At 46.9% G+C, this 16,220-nt stretch carries 8 protein-coding genes; 6 read left to right on the plus strand and 2 right to left on the minus strand.

Annotated features, from left to right (window positions below; translation table 11 throughout):
• The first annotated feature begins 418 nt into the window (after positions 1-418).
• The 4 genes from IQ263_RS24945 to IQ263_RS24960 all read left to right on the plus strand — a co-directional run bounded on the left by IQ263_RS24945 (position 419) and on the right by IQ263_RS24960 (position 5,305).
• Positions 419-1,996: a group II intron reverse transcriptase/maturase gene (locus tag IQ263_RS24945; RefSeq protein WP_194070806.1), complete on the plus strand. Its 1,578-nt coding sequence runs from the start codon at positions 419-421 to the stop codon at positions 1,994-1,996.
• A gap of 216 nt (positions 1,997-2,212) precedes the next feature.
• Positions 2,213-3,238 carry an NAD(P)H-dependent flavin oxidoreductase gene (locus IQ263_RS24950; RefSeq protein WP_228050339.1) on the plus strand — a complete coding sequence of 342 codons (1,026 nt, stop codon included), beginning with the start codon at positions 2,213-2,215 and terminating at the stop codon, positions 3,236-3,238.
• Between the two features lie 155 nt (positions 3,239-3,393).
• The gene (locus tag IQ263_RS24955; protein WP_194070807.1) at positions 3,394-4,329 is read left to right on the plus strand and encodes an alpha/beta fold hydrolase; all 936 of its coding nucleotides are present in this window, start codon (positions 3,394-3,396) and stop codon (positions 4,327-4,329) included.
• 541 nt (positions 4,330-4,870) lie between these two features.
• Complete coding sequence (locus IQ263_RS24960; protein ID WP_333372251.1) at positions 4,871-5,305, plus strand: hypothetical protein; 435 nt, start codon at positions 4,871-4,873, stop codon at positions 5,303-5,305.
• A 190-nt stretch (positions 5,306-5,495) separates the two neighbouring features.
• Here IQ263_RS24960 and IQ263_RS24965 read toward each other — a convergent pair whose 3' ends face one another.
• Positions 5,496-6,605, minus strand: coding sequence for an alpha/beta fold hydrolase (locus tag IQ263_RS24965; protein ID WP_194070809.1), 1,110 nt, complete (start codon positions 6,603-6,605; stop codon positions 5,496-5,498).
• A gap of 154 nt (positions 6,606-6,759) precedes the next feature.
• Here IQ263_RS24965 and IQ263_RS24970 point away from each other — a divergent pair, with 154 nt between their 5' ends.
• Complete coding sequence (locus tag IQ263_RS24970; RefSeq protein WP_194070810.1) at positions 6,760-11,568, plus strand: non-ribosomal peptide synthetase; 4,809 nt, start codon at positions 6,760-6,762, stop codon at positions 11,566-11,568.
• Positions 11,569-11,605: 37 nt separating this feature from the next.
• On the plus strand, positions 11,606-15,655 hold the full coding sequence (locus IQ263_RS24975) for a non-ribosomal peptide synthetase (protein WP_194070811.1): 4,050 nt from the start codon (positions 11,606-11,608) through the stop codon (positions 15,653-15,655).
• Between the two features lie 32 nt (positions 15,656-15,687).
• Here the strand turns inward: IQ263_RS24975 and IQ263_RS24980 are convergent.
• A partial coding sequence (locus tag IQ263_RS24980; RefSeq protein WP_194070812.1) for an inorganic phosphate transporter occupies positions 15,688-16,220 on the minus strand: 533 nt, incomplete at its 5' end.

Here is a 16,220-nt window from a genome sequence, read left to right on the forward strand (position 1 = left end):
TCTTCATGTCATTGCTCGAATGGATAAGGTTCGACCAATTACACCAGGCATAGAGTCGAACTCATGCACTGGCTAATTTCATAAATTCCTTTTTTTGTCAACTCCTAATACTGAACCGACGCCCTAGAAAAGTAACTTACCCCCAAGCGGGACACAGACCATTAATCCCGACTTTACTGGAGTTCATTCCCGCCGAATTTTAGTCCTAATATCGGCAAGAGTCCAGGGAATCCAGAAGTTAAAATGGCTCCACCTAAAGGAACAATCAATCTAACCGAGGGAACGAAGAAAAACGAGCTGAGGGTCAAGGGGAAGTCGAACTCCAAGTAGGCTAGACGAGCAGCGGAACTCCCTTAGTTCGGGTAGGACAGACCGTAATTGGTCTGAGGTGTTCAGAAAACATAAGTTAGAGCAGAGCATGATTAGACACAACAGCAATGTTAGTGAATCTTGGAAGACGTTACCGTGGAAGAAATTCCGTTGTGATTTATTCCGCCTACAAAAACGAGTGTTTAAAGCGATTCAAGTTGGAGACAAGCAGAAAGCGAAGTCCCTTCAAAAGCTAATTCTGAAATCTCGGGCTGCAAGAATGTTGGCGATACGTCAAGTAACTCAACTAAATGCTGGCAAAAAGACTGCGGGAATCGATGGAAGAGCCTCACTCACATTTGAGGAAAGGTTTGCTCTGAGTGAAGAACTCAGAGCCAAAAGTAACAACTGGAAACATCAGAAGTTACGTTCAATACCAATCCCAAAAAAGGATGGGAGTACCCGCCTCCTTAAGATACCAACTATCGCCGATAGAGCGTGGCAATGCCTCGCAAAATACGCGCTAGAGCCAGCACACGAAGCAACCTTCCACGCTCGTAGCTACGGATTCAGGACAGGGAGGTCAGCGCATGACGCGCAGAAATTTCTTTTCCTAAATCTAAGCTCAAAAGCCCACGGAATATCCAAGCGAGTCATAGAACTCGATATCGAAAAATGCTTCGACAGGATAAGCCACAATAGCATTATGGAAAGACTCATCGCCCCATTAGGCATCAAGACCGGAATATTCCGGTGTCTAAAATCAGGAGTCAATCCAGAATTTCCCGAACAAGGAACTCCGCAAGGGGGTGTGGTTAGTCCCTTACTCGCCAATATCGCTCTCAACGGGATTGAGGAAATACATCAATCAGTCCGTTACGCGGACGACATGGTAATAATTCTGAAACCCAAAGACGATGCGAAGGCAATACTTGATAAAGTCAGCGAATTTCTAGCAGAACGGGGCATGAAGGTTAGTGAAAAGAAAACTAAGCTAACAGCTACGACAGATGGATTTGACTTCCTCGGTTGGCATTTCAAAGTGCAAAACAACGGGAAATTTAGATGCGTTCCATCAGCGGACAATTTTAAAGCGTTCCACCAGAAGGTAAAACACATCGTCAACAACTCGAATTATGGTGCCACGGTCAAAGCTGAGAAATTAGCCCCTGTGGTTAGAGGTTGGAGAAATTACCACCGCTTTTGCAAGATGGATGGGTCTAGAAACTCGTTATACCACATCGAAACAAGAGCATTCAAGGTATTCAACAAGGAAACTAAACAGAATTGCTACACTAGCAAGAAATTACTAGATAAGGCATTCCCAGCAGTCCCTTACTCCGAAAACAAACACATCAATGTTAAAGGTGAGAAATCGCCCTACGACGGAGATATAGCTTACTGGAGTGAGCGTAACAGCAAACTCTATAACGGCGAAACCTCTAAAGCTTTAAAACGGCAAAACCATAAATGTGGAAAATGTGGTCTAAAAATGCTAGGCGATGAAAAGGTACATCTGCATCATGTAGATGGTTGCCATAGTAATTGGAAAATAAATAACCTTTTAGCGGTTCACGAAAGCTGCCACGATTATCTCCACATGAGCAAAGGCGCAAGCCAAGAACATCGGGAGCCGGATGCGGGGAAACCAGCACGTCCGGATCTAACCGAGAGGTGCCGGGGATAATACCCCGCATCGACTCAAACTTAGAGGTTTACAAGAACGATCGCTCCATTATGAGTAAAACTTGTACAACAAATGGATGAATTGATCTGCTTGTGAACAACTCAAAAACCTGTCTTTAGAAATAGAAAGATTAACTTGCTGCTTAACTCAGGGAACTTGAGTGGTCGGAACAGGATGAACGTTGAAGAATGAAAGCAGTACATAAAAGGGAAAATTATGACACCAACTCTCGCATCAGTAGGATATATGCACACTCTTCTCTGTCGCCAGATCGGCATTACCCACCCCATCTTCTCCGCAGGTATGGGACCTGTAGCCGGACCAGAACTCGCGGCGGCGGTGTCGAATGCTGGTGGCTGTGGGGTGCTGGGTGGAGTGTTCATGCCACCCCCGATCCTCCAACAAGCGATCCGCCGCATCCGCGCCCTGACGCAGAAACCTTTTGGGGTGAACCTCATTCTTCCCCTGCTAGAAGAAGGGCAGATTGATGTCTGCCTAGCAGAGCGGGTACCGCTGCTGGTGCTCTTTTGGGGTGATCCAAGCCCCTACATCGCCGAGGCTCACCGACATAATACCAATGTCTTTATCCAGGTGGGGTCGATCGAGGAAGCCACAGCCGCTGCCGCTATGGGTGTTGATGCGCTCATCGTTCAAGGGGTCGAAGCAGGGGGGCACGTGAGGAGCCGCACCTCGCTGTCAACCCTTGTGCCAGCGGTGGTCGATGCGGTTACATCCGTGCCTGTGCTTGCCGCTGGAGGTATTGCTACGGGTCGAGGAGTGGTAGCAGCCCTCAATCTTGGAGCACAAGCGGTGTCTATGGGGACGCGGTTTCTGTGTAGCACCGAAGCCGCTGCAACTCGTGCTTACCAGGAACGGGTCGTCAGCAGCACAGCCGAGGACACGGTGTATACCACGCTTTTCGATGGTGGTTGGTCTGATGCGCCCCACCGGGTGCTACGCAATGCTACGTTCACGGAGTGGGAGGCTGCGGGCTGTCCAACGAGTGGGCAGCGTCCAGGTGAGGGGACGATCGTCGGTACTGTCCCACTGGCTGGCACCACTATGGATGTGCCGAAATATGGGTCGATGATTCCAATCACTGGCTTCATCGGGGATATGGAGTCTGTGGCTCTCTATGCAGGGGAATCATGCAATCTGATTCACGACATTAAGCCTGCAGCGCAGATTGTTCAGGACGTGGTACGAGAGGCTGAAGAGGTCATCGCACAGATGCAGCGGTAACGGAAAAATTAACTCGCCGCTTAACTCAGGGAACTTGAGTGTTCTGAATGCAATGAAAGTTGAACAATGAACACATTAAGGAGTTGTAGCGACCTGCAACACCAATCAGCGAACACAATCGCTATCAGTGCGTGGGAGACATCGCAAAGGACAGTATGCAAAGGAAAACATTCAAAACGTCTGATGGTGCCGAATTGAGCTACATCAGTGCAGGTCAAGGCAAACCGATCGTGATGCTTCACGGTTGGTCGCAGTCGGCAGAACAATTCAAATATCAAATTCCCGCTTTTGCCGAACACTATCAGGTGATCGCTGTTGATTTGCGCGGACATGGTGAGTCTGAGAAAGTATCGTTCGGTTATCGAATTTCTCGCTTGTCTAAGGATGTTCAGGAATTAATCGCTGTTCTGCAACTCGAAAAGCCACACCTGCTAGGGCACTCGATGGGATGTGCCATCATCTGGAGCTATCTAGACCTATTCGGCTCAGATGAGATTGAGCGGTTAGTGTTGGTTGATCAATCGCCACTGGGAACATTGCGATCGCATTGGAACGTTCAAGAAATAGCAGAATCCGGGGCAATTTTTACTGCTGAACAACTCAATGCAGTAATACATAGCCTGGAGAACGGCAACGCCGAGGAATCGACTCGAAACATCCTGACTTCAATGGTTACATCAGCCATGTCAAAGGAACAGTTCGAGTGGATCGTCGAGTGCAACTTTCGCTTGCCACGCGCGATCGCTGCAACTTTGCTATACAACCATCTTCATACGGACTGGCGCGATCGAATTGTCAGAATTCGTCAGCCAACTCTGATTATTGGTGGCAGAAAAAGTCTGGTTCCGTGGACATCGCAAGCCTGGATTAATCAAAGCATCCCTGACTCTGAGTTGGAAATCTTTGAGGAGGCTGAGGGCGGCGGACATTTCATGTTCATCGAGAATCCAGAAAAGTTCAATCGACGAGTTTTGCAGTTTCTATCGCGATCGCTTTACCCAGCAGCCCAACATTCCTTCCACCGGGGCGCGGACAACGGATGTCGCGGTCAATTAAAGCACTACAGATTGCGCCGGGTGAATGCGTCGTGATGGCATCAGCCCGAAAGTCGATCGATCCGGTGATTCAGGGTTGTCGTTTATCTAAATATCAACGCTAGATTCAACGAGTCGGTGACTGCGAAAGTCAACGTAATTTACGACGGATTTTAGAGGGAGAAGGACTGGCAATCACATTCGACGGCTATTTTTTGGTTAGAAACAGTTTGCTTATTTCAAATTAAAGGGATGCTTTAATTTATTTAATTCGCTTCAACCTACTCACATAATTTAAACTCGTTCCTCTTCATTATTAACTTACCAAAAATTCGGCAAAAGTAGAAGAGGCTTGCAGCCTCTCCCTAAGATGTAAAATTGGTTCTATAGAGTTGGAGTATCTATGAGGTTGCTAGTTAGAAAATTAAAACTCATCAGCTAATTTAGTTATGGCCTCCGATAGTTACGCAGCATTTCATTATTAGTACAACATAAGTTGCAGAGAGATATATATGCTGGAGGGCAAAGCAACATGACATTTATACGAGCGTGGCGATTCATAACACTGATGCTGGCTTCATTTAGCCTAAGTTTGTCTATGACACATTTGCTAGAGTTGCCACAAAGAATGCAGTTTGACCAGCAACTTTGGGTGAGAGTGACGGTCTTTGAAAATGTTTATAAATTGTTTGGCTCAGTCGGCGCAGCTTTTGAAATTACAGCGATTTTGACAGCAATCGTGCTGGCATTTCTTGTTCGCAAACATGGTTCAACTTTTTACTGGACGTTGGGCGGGGCTATTCTCTTGGTGCTAGCGTTTGTGAGTTGGATCATGTTTGTCGCGCCAATGAATGCTGAATTCGCCCAATGGTTGACGAATCCCGTTCCAGCAGATTGGACGCGGTATCGTGACCAATGGGAGTATGCACACGCAGTCAACGCCTTGATTAAAATCATTGGGTTAAGTTTGCTCGTGATTTCTGTGATTGTAGAAACGCCGAAAAAGAGAGCGATCCATTCTGATCAGGAGTGAGGCTCGTTTATTAGATGGATGAGCTGCTAAAGGCTGGGGCTGCCTATGCGCTGGTAAGGTTGCTTGCAGGACATTAAAAATAAAGTAGAAGCAGGCGGGACACCCGACAATAACCATCCTCAAATTGTGCAACGCCTAATTTTAAGGCCGGCACAGCCAGAACCTACAGGATTTTAAGTCACATTTTTAGTTACGAAATTTCAGTGCAGAATGCCCTGACAGCTTCGGCAAACTGCTGGTTATGCTCGATTAATGCCATGTGTCCTCCTTTCTGTATAGTAACTAGCTCTGCTTGAGGTAATTCTGCTTTCATTCGCAGGCTAGCTGGGGGGGTAGTGGCAATATCTGAATCGCCGCATATCACCAACACTGGAATGTCAATCGATCGCAAAGTTTTTGTTTCCTCAAATTTGAGCATTCCTAGTGTGCCGCGAGCGAGAACGCCGGGAGAACCCAAGGCTGATAAGAAAGCTGAAAACTCTAATTGACCGCGCGTTTCAGTGCCTTTAAATCCCGATAATTCTACACTGATGTGCAGTGAACCATTGAGATAGCTCAGCCAAGTCATTCCCCACATCATGGGTTCAAGAGCTATGGTGAGATAAAGCATAGGTTGGAGCAGTGGCTTTTGCAAAGCGCGTAATAAACCGCTAAAAATAGCCGTTTTGACGGGATTAGTATAAGTCGTATCTACCAGAATTAAACCAGCTACTCGACTACCGAGAAGTTCTGGAAAAAGCCGACTGAATGTTAGAGAAATCATGCCGCCCATGCTGTGTCCGAGTAGGATAACAGGTTTAGTTCCTGCTATGGCAATGACGGCTTCGAGATCGCGGGCAAATTTTTCTAGGGAGTAGTCGCTGTTTTTTGGTCGAGTGGATTTTCCCAAACCTGGAAGATCCCAAACAATCACTCGGAAGCGATCGGTTAGTTGCCGTTTCACGTAATACCAAACCATACTGTTGGGCCCCCAACCATGGGAGAGAATAATCGGCTGTCCGTCCTCTGGGCCGTAGAATTCTACTTGTAAAATAGTGCCATCAGGCCTCTCTACTCGCTGCACCGTACCCGTCCGCGTCGGCTTCGGTTCGTCAGCACCGGGGCGGCGAAACAACGGCAAACTGATCAAGCGGCCGCCAACAGACCAAAGAAGCATCAAGACTCCGCTGACTAAGTAGGAAATCCCTACAAGTGCGCCGATGTACCATTCGTAAATAATGTATATACCTGTGCCAAGTACCCCGATCGACAGCAGTCCCAGCAGCCATAGGAACAGGAAATTGAAGGGCATGAACGGCATAAGCTGAAACCTTGGGTAGGATTTTGGTTGCGGATTCAAACAGAATCATACTTAGGTTAGGCCACAGTCGGCAAGGGGTAAGTTAAGCTCTTAATTTGTGCGCTGGTAGAATTTATTTTATTGATTTGCCGAAGTAATGACAGGATGACTCAAAATGCCCGAACCCAAAATATCGAGTTCATCGCCAAATGCCAGAGATTCTGTCACGGTGGAGTTAGTTGAGTTTTTATCTTACCTTCGCAGTCTAGATATTAATATTTTTATTGAGGGCGAGAGCCTGCGCTGCAACGCCCCCGAAGGAATTATTACCCCGGAAATTCGCGCCGAAATTTCTCAGAAAAAAGCCGAAATAATTTCATTTTTAAAAGCAGCTAATCGTACTTCTAGTTTCACTCCTACACCGATTATTCCTGTGGGGCGGGACGGAAATCAACCGCTTTCCTTTGCACAGCAGCGCTTGTGGTTTCTCGACCAATTAGTACCGAACAATCCTTTTTATAATGTTCCCGCAGCCTTGCGTTTGACAGGTTCGCTCAATTTCCCGGCGCTGCAACAAACCTTCAATGAAATTGTGCGCCGCCACGAAGCTTTACGCACGACTTTAGCAGTAGTTTCGGGCCAACCTGTTCAGAGAATAGCTGCGGCTTTCCACCTCCCGATTAATGTAGTGGACTTGCGAAACTTGCCAAAGGAATCTCGACAGACTGAAGCAAACAGGCTCACGGCTGAGGAAGCTCAACGCTCTTTCAATTTGTCCACTGACTTGTTGCTGCGAGTTACATTATTGCAGTTAGATGATGCCGAATATTTACTAATGCTGAATATGCACCACATTGTCTCCGATGGTTGGTCTATCGGAGTGCTAATTCAGGAATTAGGCGCACTTTACACGGCATTTGCTAGCGAAAAACCTTCGCCTTTACCGGCTTTGTCGATCCAGTATGCTGATTTTGCAAAATGGCAGCGCGAATGGCTGCAAGGGGAAGTTTTAGAAACGCAGCTTGCTTACTGGCGGCAGCAGTTAAACGGCATTTCTATGCTAAATTTGCCTGCGGATCGACCCAGGCCAGCAATTCAAAGTTACCGAGGCAAAAGGCAATTTTTGCAACTGCCAAAACAACTGAGCGAGGCTTTAGAAACCTTGAGCCAGCGCGAAGGAGTGACGCTGTTTATGACAATGCTGGCAGCTTTTAAAACGTTGCTTTACCATTACGCGCAGCAAGAAGATATTGTTGTAGGTTCGCCGATCGCCAATCGCAACCGCAGTGAAATTGAAGCATTAATCGGTTTTTTTGTCAACAGTTTGGTGCTGCGTACAGATTTGTCGGGAAATCCAACTTTTCGGGAACTTTTAAACCGAGTCAAAGAGGTAGCATTAGGAGCTTACGCTCACCAAGATTTGCCGTTTGAGAAGTTAGTAGAAGAACTGCACCCCGATCGCGCGTTGAACCAAAATCCCTTATTTCAGGTGGCGTTTGCGCTGCAAAACGCGCCGGGGAATCGGTTAGAATTGCCAGAATTAACACTCAGCCCGCAGCAGTTAGATGTGGGTACGGCGCGGTTTGATTTGGAGTTTCATTTGTGGGAGCGATCGCCCAACAGCTCGGGAAGCAACCAATCGCCCAGCAATAAGCTGTGGGTTGATAGCTCGGAGGGTATCAGCGGCATGGTTATTTACAGCGCCGATTTATTTGATGAAGCTACGATTTGCCGAATGTTAGGGCATTTTCAAACTCTGTTAGAAAGCATTGTGACAAATCCCGAACAGCGAATCGCAAATTTGCAATATTTGAGCGCCCAAGAGCGCTATCATTTGTTAGTTGAATGCAACAATACTCAGGCAGATTATCCGCAAGATTTGTGCATCCATCAGCTATTTGAAATGCAGGCAAATCGGACACCGGAGGCGGTGGCGCTGGTATTTGGAGAGGAGCAATTCACCTACCAGCAGCTCAATCTCCGCAGCAACCAACTAGCACGTTATTTGCAAAAAATGGGGGTTGGGGCGGAAGTTTTAGTCGGGCTTTGCTGCGGGCGATCGCTCGATCTGATCGTGGGGATGTTGGGTATCCTGAAAGCGGGAGGAGCTTACTTAATTTTAGATCCGAGCTATCCTGCTGAGCGATCGAGCTTTATGGTAAAAGACGCTCAATTATCTGTTGTGTTAACTCAGCAGCAATGGGTAGAGAATTTCCGAGCGCCCAATTTACAGATAATTTGTTTAGACACTGACTGGGAGATGATTTCCCAAGAAATCGCCGACAATCCCACCAGCGCAGCCACAGCCGAAAATCTAATTTACGCGATTTACACCTCCGGCTCCACGGGAAAGCCGAAAGGAGTGGAAATTGAGCACGGGAGCTTGTTAAATCTCGTTTTTTGGCATCAAAGAGAGTTTGGGGTGTCAGCGGGCGATCGAGCAACGCAAATTGCTGCGATCGGCTTTGATGCTTGCGGGTGGGAAATTTGGCCTTATCTCGCCGCGGGAGCTAGCATCTACTTTCCCGAAGATGACATCAGGCGAGATCCTGAAAAACTGCAAAACTGGTTAGTATCAAAAGCAATTACAATTAGCTTTTTACCCACACCTTTAGCCGAAAAACTTTTGCGATTAGATTGGCCTCAAAATATAGCCTTGCGAATCTTGCTCGCAGGCGGCGAAAAACTGCAACAACATCCTTTAAAATCCCATCCATTTAAGCTAGTAAATAATTACGGCCCAACCGAGAACACCGTCGTCACAACTTCCGGTTATATTCCTGTAACAGAGCAAACAGACATCGCCCCGACAATTGGCCGCCCCATTGCTAACACTCAAATCTACATATTAGACAAATATTTGCAGCCCGTACCAATGGGGGTTGTTGGCGAATTGTACATCGGCGGAAACGGACTCGCTCGCGGCTACCTCAACCGCCCAGATTTAACCGCACAAAGCTTTATTGTCAATCCTTTTAAACCAAATTCAGGAGAGCGAATTTACAAAACCGGCGACTTAGTGCGCTACAGAGGCGATCGCAACCTTGAATTTTTGGGACGCATTGACGAACAAGTAAAAATTCGCGGTTTTCGCATCGAATTAGGAGAAATCGAGACACTATTAACTCAAGATCCGGCCCTGCAGCAAACTGTAGTAACAACTTCGGAAGATGGACAGGGAGATAAACGTTTAGTAGCTTATATTGCCCTGAATGCAGAATATAGCGTTGCCCGCGAAAAAAACCAAATAATGCAATTGCAGGACGAACAGGTCTTGCAGTGGCAAATGCTCTACAATGAAACTTACAATCAACCTGCATTTGACTCAGATCCAACCTTTAATATTGTCGGCTGGAATAGCAGCTATACTAATCAGCCAATCCCAGCAGAACAGATGCGCGACTGGGCGAAAAATCAAGCGGCCCAAATTTTAGCTTTGCAGCCTAGCCGAGTGTTAGAAATTGGCTGCGGCACAGGTTTGTTGCTGTTCCAAATTGCCTCTCGCTGCACTCAATATTGCGGCACAGACTTTTCACCTATTTCGCTCAACTATATTCAGCAGCACTTGGCAAATCCACAGTTAGCTAATGTAACGCTGCTTCAGAAAATGGCGACAGACTTTGAAGGAGTAGAGACAGCAGCTTTTGACGCAGTAATTCTCAACTCAGTCGTGCAATATTTCCCGACTATCGACTATCTCGTGCAGGTGCTAGAAGGTGCCGTGAAAGCAACTGCCCCCGGCGGCTTTATATTCATCGGAGATGTCCGCAGCTTGCCGTTGCTGGCAGCTTTCCACGCTTCGATACAACTGTATCAAGCCGAACCTTCTCTCGCGGGCGAACAGTTGCAGCAGCGAGTACAAATGCAAATTTTTCAAGAAACAGAGTTAGTTATTGAACCCGATTTTTTTAGCGCATTAAAGCACCGCTTTCCGCAGATTTGCGGCGTAGAGATTCAATTAATTCGCGGTAGTTATCACAATGAGTTAACTGATTTTCGGTACAATGCTATTCTGCATATTGCGTCTGAAAGCGAACTCCCAAAATCCCTTGACGAACGGGAGTTGCGGGGAGAAAAATTGCTGGATTGGTCGGCTGAAAATCATAATTTGACTGTTACCAACGTACAACAAATATTACGGGAAACTCAACTCGATCTTTTAAGAATTGCGAATGCCTCTAATGCGCGGGTAACAGCAGCAGTTAAAGCGGCAGAATTGCTGTCTGTTGTCGATAAATTTACCACAGCAGGTCAATTGCAGAAAGCCGTGGATAAACTTGATGATTTAGGAGTAGATCCTGAAGCGTGGTATGCTTTGGAAGTTCCATATAATGTTAATATTAGTTGGTCTAATTCCGACAGTCAAGGGCGCTACGATGTAGTATTTTTGCGGGGCGAAACTAGAGATTTTGTGCGAGAAACCCGAAGCAATAACTTGCGTCCTTGGCGCTCTTATGCTAACAATCCCTTACAAGCTAAAGCAGCGCGTAAATTAGTACCACAGTTGCAGGCTTATCTAGCAGAAAAACTGCCGGAATATATGATTCCGTCGGCTTTTGTTGTGCTGGAGTCGCTACCGGTGACGGCTAACGGAAAGGTCGATCGCCTCGCTTTGCCCGCACCGGAGCCAATTAAGTTAGAATGGGCTGGCAGTTATGTTGCGCCTCATACTTCTGTTGAGGAAGTTTTAGTGAAAATTTGGGTTGAGGTTTTGGGGATAAAGCGAGTGGGTATCCGGGACAATTTCTTTGAATTAGGAGGCCATTCGCTGCTGGCGACTCAGCTTGTTTCTAGAGTGCGAGATGCTTTCGCGGTAGAGTTGCCTTTGCGAAGCGTTTTTGAAGCGCCGACAATCGGAGAATTGTCTAAGATTGTGGAGAGTTTAAAAGAGAGCAAGGTTAATATTAAAGCTCCGGCTTTAGTGGCTATTTCTCGCGAAAGTCGGCGGATGAAGCTATCATCTTTTGATCGAGAAAGTAAATAAAAATTAAGGCGGTTGAACGGGTGCAATTTCGATAAATATGCAGCAAGAAACAGAAGTTTTCGTCTTCCCCGCATCCTTTGCTCAGCAGCGGCTTTGGTTCCTCAATCAATTAGCACCGGGCAATCCTTTCTACAATGTCTCAACAGCGCTCCGCTTAACAGGTTTTCTCAACTTAATATCCTTAGAGCAAACCTTCAACGAAATTGTGCAGAGGCACGAAACTTTACGCACTACTTTTACGCTTTTGGAAGGGGAACTCGTACAAATTATTGCTCCCATTTTAACTGTATCTCTTCCCACAATCGACTTACAAAATCTGTCGCCAACTCAGCAGGAAACCGCAGCCCTGCAACTTGCAACCGATGCAGCACAATGCCCTTTCGATTTAGCCGCCGGGCCGTTATTTAAAGTAACGCTGTTACAACTGGGTGAAACAGAACATATATTGTTGCTGAATTTACATCATATTGTGGCTGATGGTTGGTCGATTGGAGTGCTAATTCGAGAGCTGGGAACGCTCTACACGGCATTTGTAAAAAACGGGATTTCGCACTTACCAGGACTGCCCGTGCAGTACGCCGACTTTGCAGAATGGCAGCACGAATGGTTGCAGGGCGAAGTATTAGAAACCCAGTTAGATTATTGGCGCGAGCAGTTAAACGGAATTACCACACTCAATCTACCAACAGACAGACAAAGGCCGGCGGTTCCATCCTACCGAGGTGCTAAACATTTTATAACACTATCACCTGCTTTGAGCGAGCAGCTAAAGTTATTTAGCCAGCAAGAAAGCGCGACTTTATTTATCACTCTACTAGCCGCTTTTCAAACTTTGCTGTACCGCTATACAGGACAAGTAGATATTGCAGTAGGAACGCCGATCGCCAATCGCAACCTGAGCGAAATAGAAGCATTAATCGGTTTTTTTGTCAACAGTTTGGTGCTGCGTACAGATTTCTCGGGAAACCCCACTTTTCGGGAACTATTGCATCGGGTAAAAAACGTCGCAATGGCAGCCTACGCCCACCAAGATTTGCCCTTCGAGAAGTTGGTTGAGGAATTGCAGCCCGATCGCGAGTTGAGCCGCAACCCCCTATTTCAACTTAGTTTCAGCCTGCAAAACACTCCTGTAGCAGCGCTAGAATTGCCGGGAATCACTTTCGAGGCGATCGACTTTGACAGCGGAACCGCCAAGCTCGACTTAGAGTGCAACTTGTGGGAAGATGCAGGAAGTATTCAAGGGCAATTTGTCTACAGCACAGATTTATTCGATCGCGCCACAATTGCGCGCATGGCGGGACATTTCCAAACACTGCTAAAAGCCATTGTTGCAAATCCCAAACAGCACCTCAGCGACTTGGCTTTGCTGACAGCGCCAGAATACCAGCAATTATTAATCGATTGGAATGACACTCAGAGAGATTATCCGCAAAACCAGTGTTTCCATCAGCTATTTGAAGAGCGAGTCGAGCTCGCGCCCGATGCTATCGCCGCCGTCTTTGAAAACCAGCAGTTAACCTACCGCCAACTCAACAGCAAAGCCAACCAACTTGCACGTTACTTGCAGCAATTGGGAGCAGCACCAGAAGTTTTAGTGGGCCTTTGTGTAGAACGTTCCTTAGAGGCGATCGTCGGATTGCTAGGCATTCTCAAAGCAGGCGCAGCCTACCTGCCTTTAGATCCAACTTATCCTCAAGAGCGCCTTAACTTCATGTTAGAAGATGCTCAGGTGTCGATTTTGGTAACTCAGCAGCACTTAGCCAAAAACTTGACGCAGCCGGAAAATTACGGAGTTTTTTCAGTAGTGTGTTTGGACTCCGACAGAGAAAATATCGCCCGACAAAGCCCAGCCAAATTAACTACAAATATTATACCAGAAAACCTAGCCTACGTCATTTACACATCGGGTTCAACCGGAAAACCTAAAGGCGTTTTAATCGAACATCGCGGACTCTACAACTTAGTAAAAGCTCAAATAGAAGCTTTGCAAATAAGCTCAAATCACCGCATTTTGCAATTTGCATCCCTGAGTTTTGATGCCTCAATCTTTGAGATTGTCATGGCATTGGGAACCGGCTCAACACTTTACTGTGCCAAGAAAGAATCTTTGTTGCCCGGACAAACATTAATCCAATTTTTGCAGGACAATGCTATTACCCACGCTACCCTCCCGCCCTCGCTGCTAGCTGTCCTTCCAAAGGCCGTACTTCCCGCACTGCAAACAATCATCTGTGCGGGCGAATCCTGTTCCCCGGATATTGTAAAACGCTGGGCTTCTGGGCGCAGATTTTTTAACGCTTACGGCCCTACAGAAGCGACAGTCTGGTCGAGTTTTGCCGAAATTGGCGATAGCAAAAAAACGCCCATCGGCCGCCCAATTGCCAACACTAAACTCTATATTTTAGATAAAAATTTACAGCCTGTACCCGTTGGAATTCCAGGTGAATTGTACATCGGCGGCAGCGGATTGGCGCGAGGCTACCTGAACCGCCCCGAATTAACCGCCCAGCGATTTATTGCTAATCCCTTTAGCCAGAAAGCAGGAGAACGAATTTACAAAACAGGTGACTTAGCTCGCTATTTTCCCGACGGCAATATTGAGTTTTTAGGCCGCACTGACGAACAGGTAAAAATTCGCGGTTATCGAATAGAATTGGGAGAAATTGAAGCGCTGCTGCTTCAGCATCCCGCAGTCAAAGAAACAGCGGTGGTGGCTGAAGATGATTTGTCTGGAAACAAGCGCCTAGTTGCTTATGTCGTTCCCAATCAAAATCAGACGCTTAATCCCTTGGAAATGCGGAATTTCCTCAAACAACAACTGCCCAATTACATGATTCCCAGTGCTTTTGTGGCGATCGACTTTCTGCCCCTAACTCCCAATGGCAAAATCGATCGCAACCGCCTAATATCGCCGGAGAATCTCATTAGCAATTCAACAGATAAAAGCTGCATTGCACCTCGCACGCCAACCGAGTCAACCCTCGCCCAAATTTGGTCAAAAATCCTTAACACAGAGCCTGTTGGCATTGGCGACAACTTCTTCGATTTGGGTGGAGATTCCCTGCTCGCAATTCGCCTCATTAATGAGATTAACCAGCAATTTGAGCGCGAGTTGTCGCTGTCTGCTATTTTTTTAAATCCGACAATTGAAGGTTTAGCAGATTCGCTAGATTCAGGAACAAATTCTGAGGAATGGTCGCCGTTAGTAGCAATTAAGCCTGGCGGTAAAAATCCGCCTTTTTTCTGCGTTCATCCCATCTTTGGCGTGGTATTTCCTTATGTCGAGTTAGCCTTTGGGCTAGGAGAAAATCAACCGTTTTACGGGCTGCAACCCAAAGGAATTGACGGCGAAAGTTCTCCGTTAACTAGCATTGAAGACATGGCGGCTGACTACATCGCAGCTTTGCGTACCGTTCAACCAAAAGGGCCTTATTTTTTAGGAGGTTGGTCTTTTGGTGGTTTGGTGGCTTTTGAGATGGCTCAACAGTTGCTCGCGGCGGGTGATGAAGTGGCTTTGCTTGCTGTGCTGGATACTTTAGCGCCGGTTTCTGCTAACAAACCTTCTTTTTGGGACGGTTGCAAGTTTATTCTGACTACTGTTTCGCGCTCTATCTGGCCTTTTGTGGTCGATTATTTTCGCTTGGTGGCTGCTGCGGAAAATGTGCAAGTTGGCGGAATTGCTGCCAGGTTTCCTAAATTAAATAAAATGCTTAATTGGGTAACTAAGTTTTGGTATGGCTGGAATTGGAAACAGGCTGTTATGGTTAGTATCTTATCTCAGGAGTCCAAACAAAAAAGCTGGCGCGAGCTGGCAATTCCTTCGATGTTTACTGTATTTCAGGCTAACAGTCAAGCAACTCTCAGCTATGTACCGAAAATTTATCCGCACCGAATTACTTTGTTTAGATCCGGGGAAAAGCTAAGCATGAGTCATCAAGATCCAACTCTTGGCTGGAGCGATTTAACGGCGGCACAAGTAGAGGTGATTCGAGTTCCTGGCAATCACCTTACTATGTTGAGAAAGCCCTGTGTTGAGGTGCTGGCCAGACAGCTAAACCTTTGCTTGAAGCAGAAATTAAGTGATTGAGCGGCCGTTGGGCGCGATCGATCGAATTGCGTTCATCTGGCTAAAATCCATTGGGCGATGCTAAAAATGCTAGCACCCAAAGCGGCTGCGATCGGAATTGTCACCAGCCAAGCCGAACCAATTGACAGCAAAGTTTCCCAGCGTACTGTTTTCCAAGCTTTGACAAGTCCAACTCCGACAACTGCACCGACTAAAGCGTGGGATGTGGAAACTGGCAAACCGAAGCGGGATGCTAGCAAGACTGTGGTGGCTGTGGCTAATTCCGCGCAAAATCCGCCGCTGGGTTGGAGTTGGATGATCTTTTCGCCGACTGTGGCAATTACATTTTTGCCCCAGAGGGTTAAACCGATGACTATTCCTGCGCCTCCGACGACTAAAATCCACAGTGGTACGCTGAAATCCTCTGAGGGAAAGGAACCTGTGCGCCGGATGTAGGCGATCGCAGCTAGGGGAGCAACTGCATTTCCTACGTCGTTGGAACCGTGGGAAAATGCTACAAAACAGGCGCTTAAGACTTGAAATCTCGCCATTTGTTGCTCGATGGGAGAGTGGCGGGGAGGGGGAG

The organism is Tychonema sp. LEGE 06208 (assembly GCF_015207505.1).
Classification (GTDB): Bacteria; Cyanobacteriota; Cyanobacteriia; order Cyanobacteriales; family Microcoleaceae; genus Microcoleus.

Coding starts and splice junctions, on each gene's coding strand:
- IQ263_RS24945 (WP_194070806.1), top strand. CDS start 419: ATGATTAGACACAACAGCAATGTTAGTGAATCTTGGAAGACGTTACCG.
- IQ263_RS24950 (WP_228050339.1), top strand. CDS start 2,213: ATGACACCAACTCTCGCATCAGTAGGATATATGCACACTCTTCTCTGT.
- IQ263_RS24955 (WP_194070807.1), top strand. CDS start 3,394: ATGCAAAGGAAAACATTCAAAACGTCTGATGGTGCCGAATTGAGCTAC.
- IQ263_RS24960 (WP_333372251.1), top strand. CDS start 4,871: ATGACACATTTGCTAGAGTTGCCACAAAGAATGCAGTTTGACCAGCAA.
- IQ263_RS24965 (WP_194070809.1), bottom strand. CDS start 6,605: ATGCCGTTCATGCCCTTCAATTTCCTGTTCCTATGGCTGCTGGGACTG.
- IQ263_RS24970 (WP_194070810.1), top strand. CDS start 6,760: ATGCCCGAACCCAAAATATCGAGTTCATCGCCAAATGCCAGAGATTCT.
- IQ263_RS24975 (WP_194070811.1), top strand. CDS start 11,606: ATGCAGCAAGAAACAGAAGTTTTCGTCTTCCCCGCATCCTTTGCTCAG.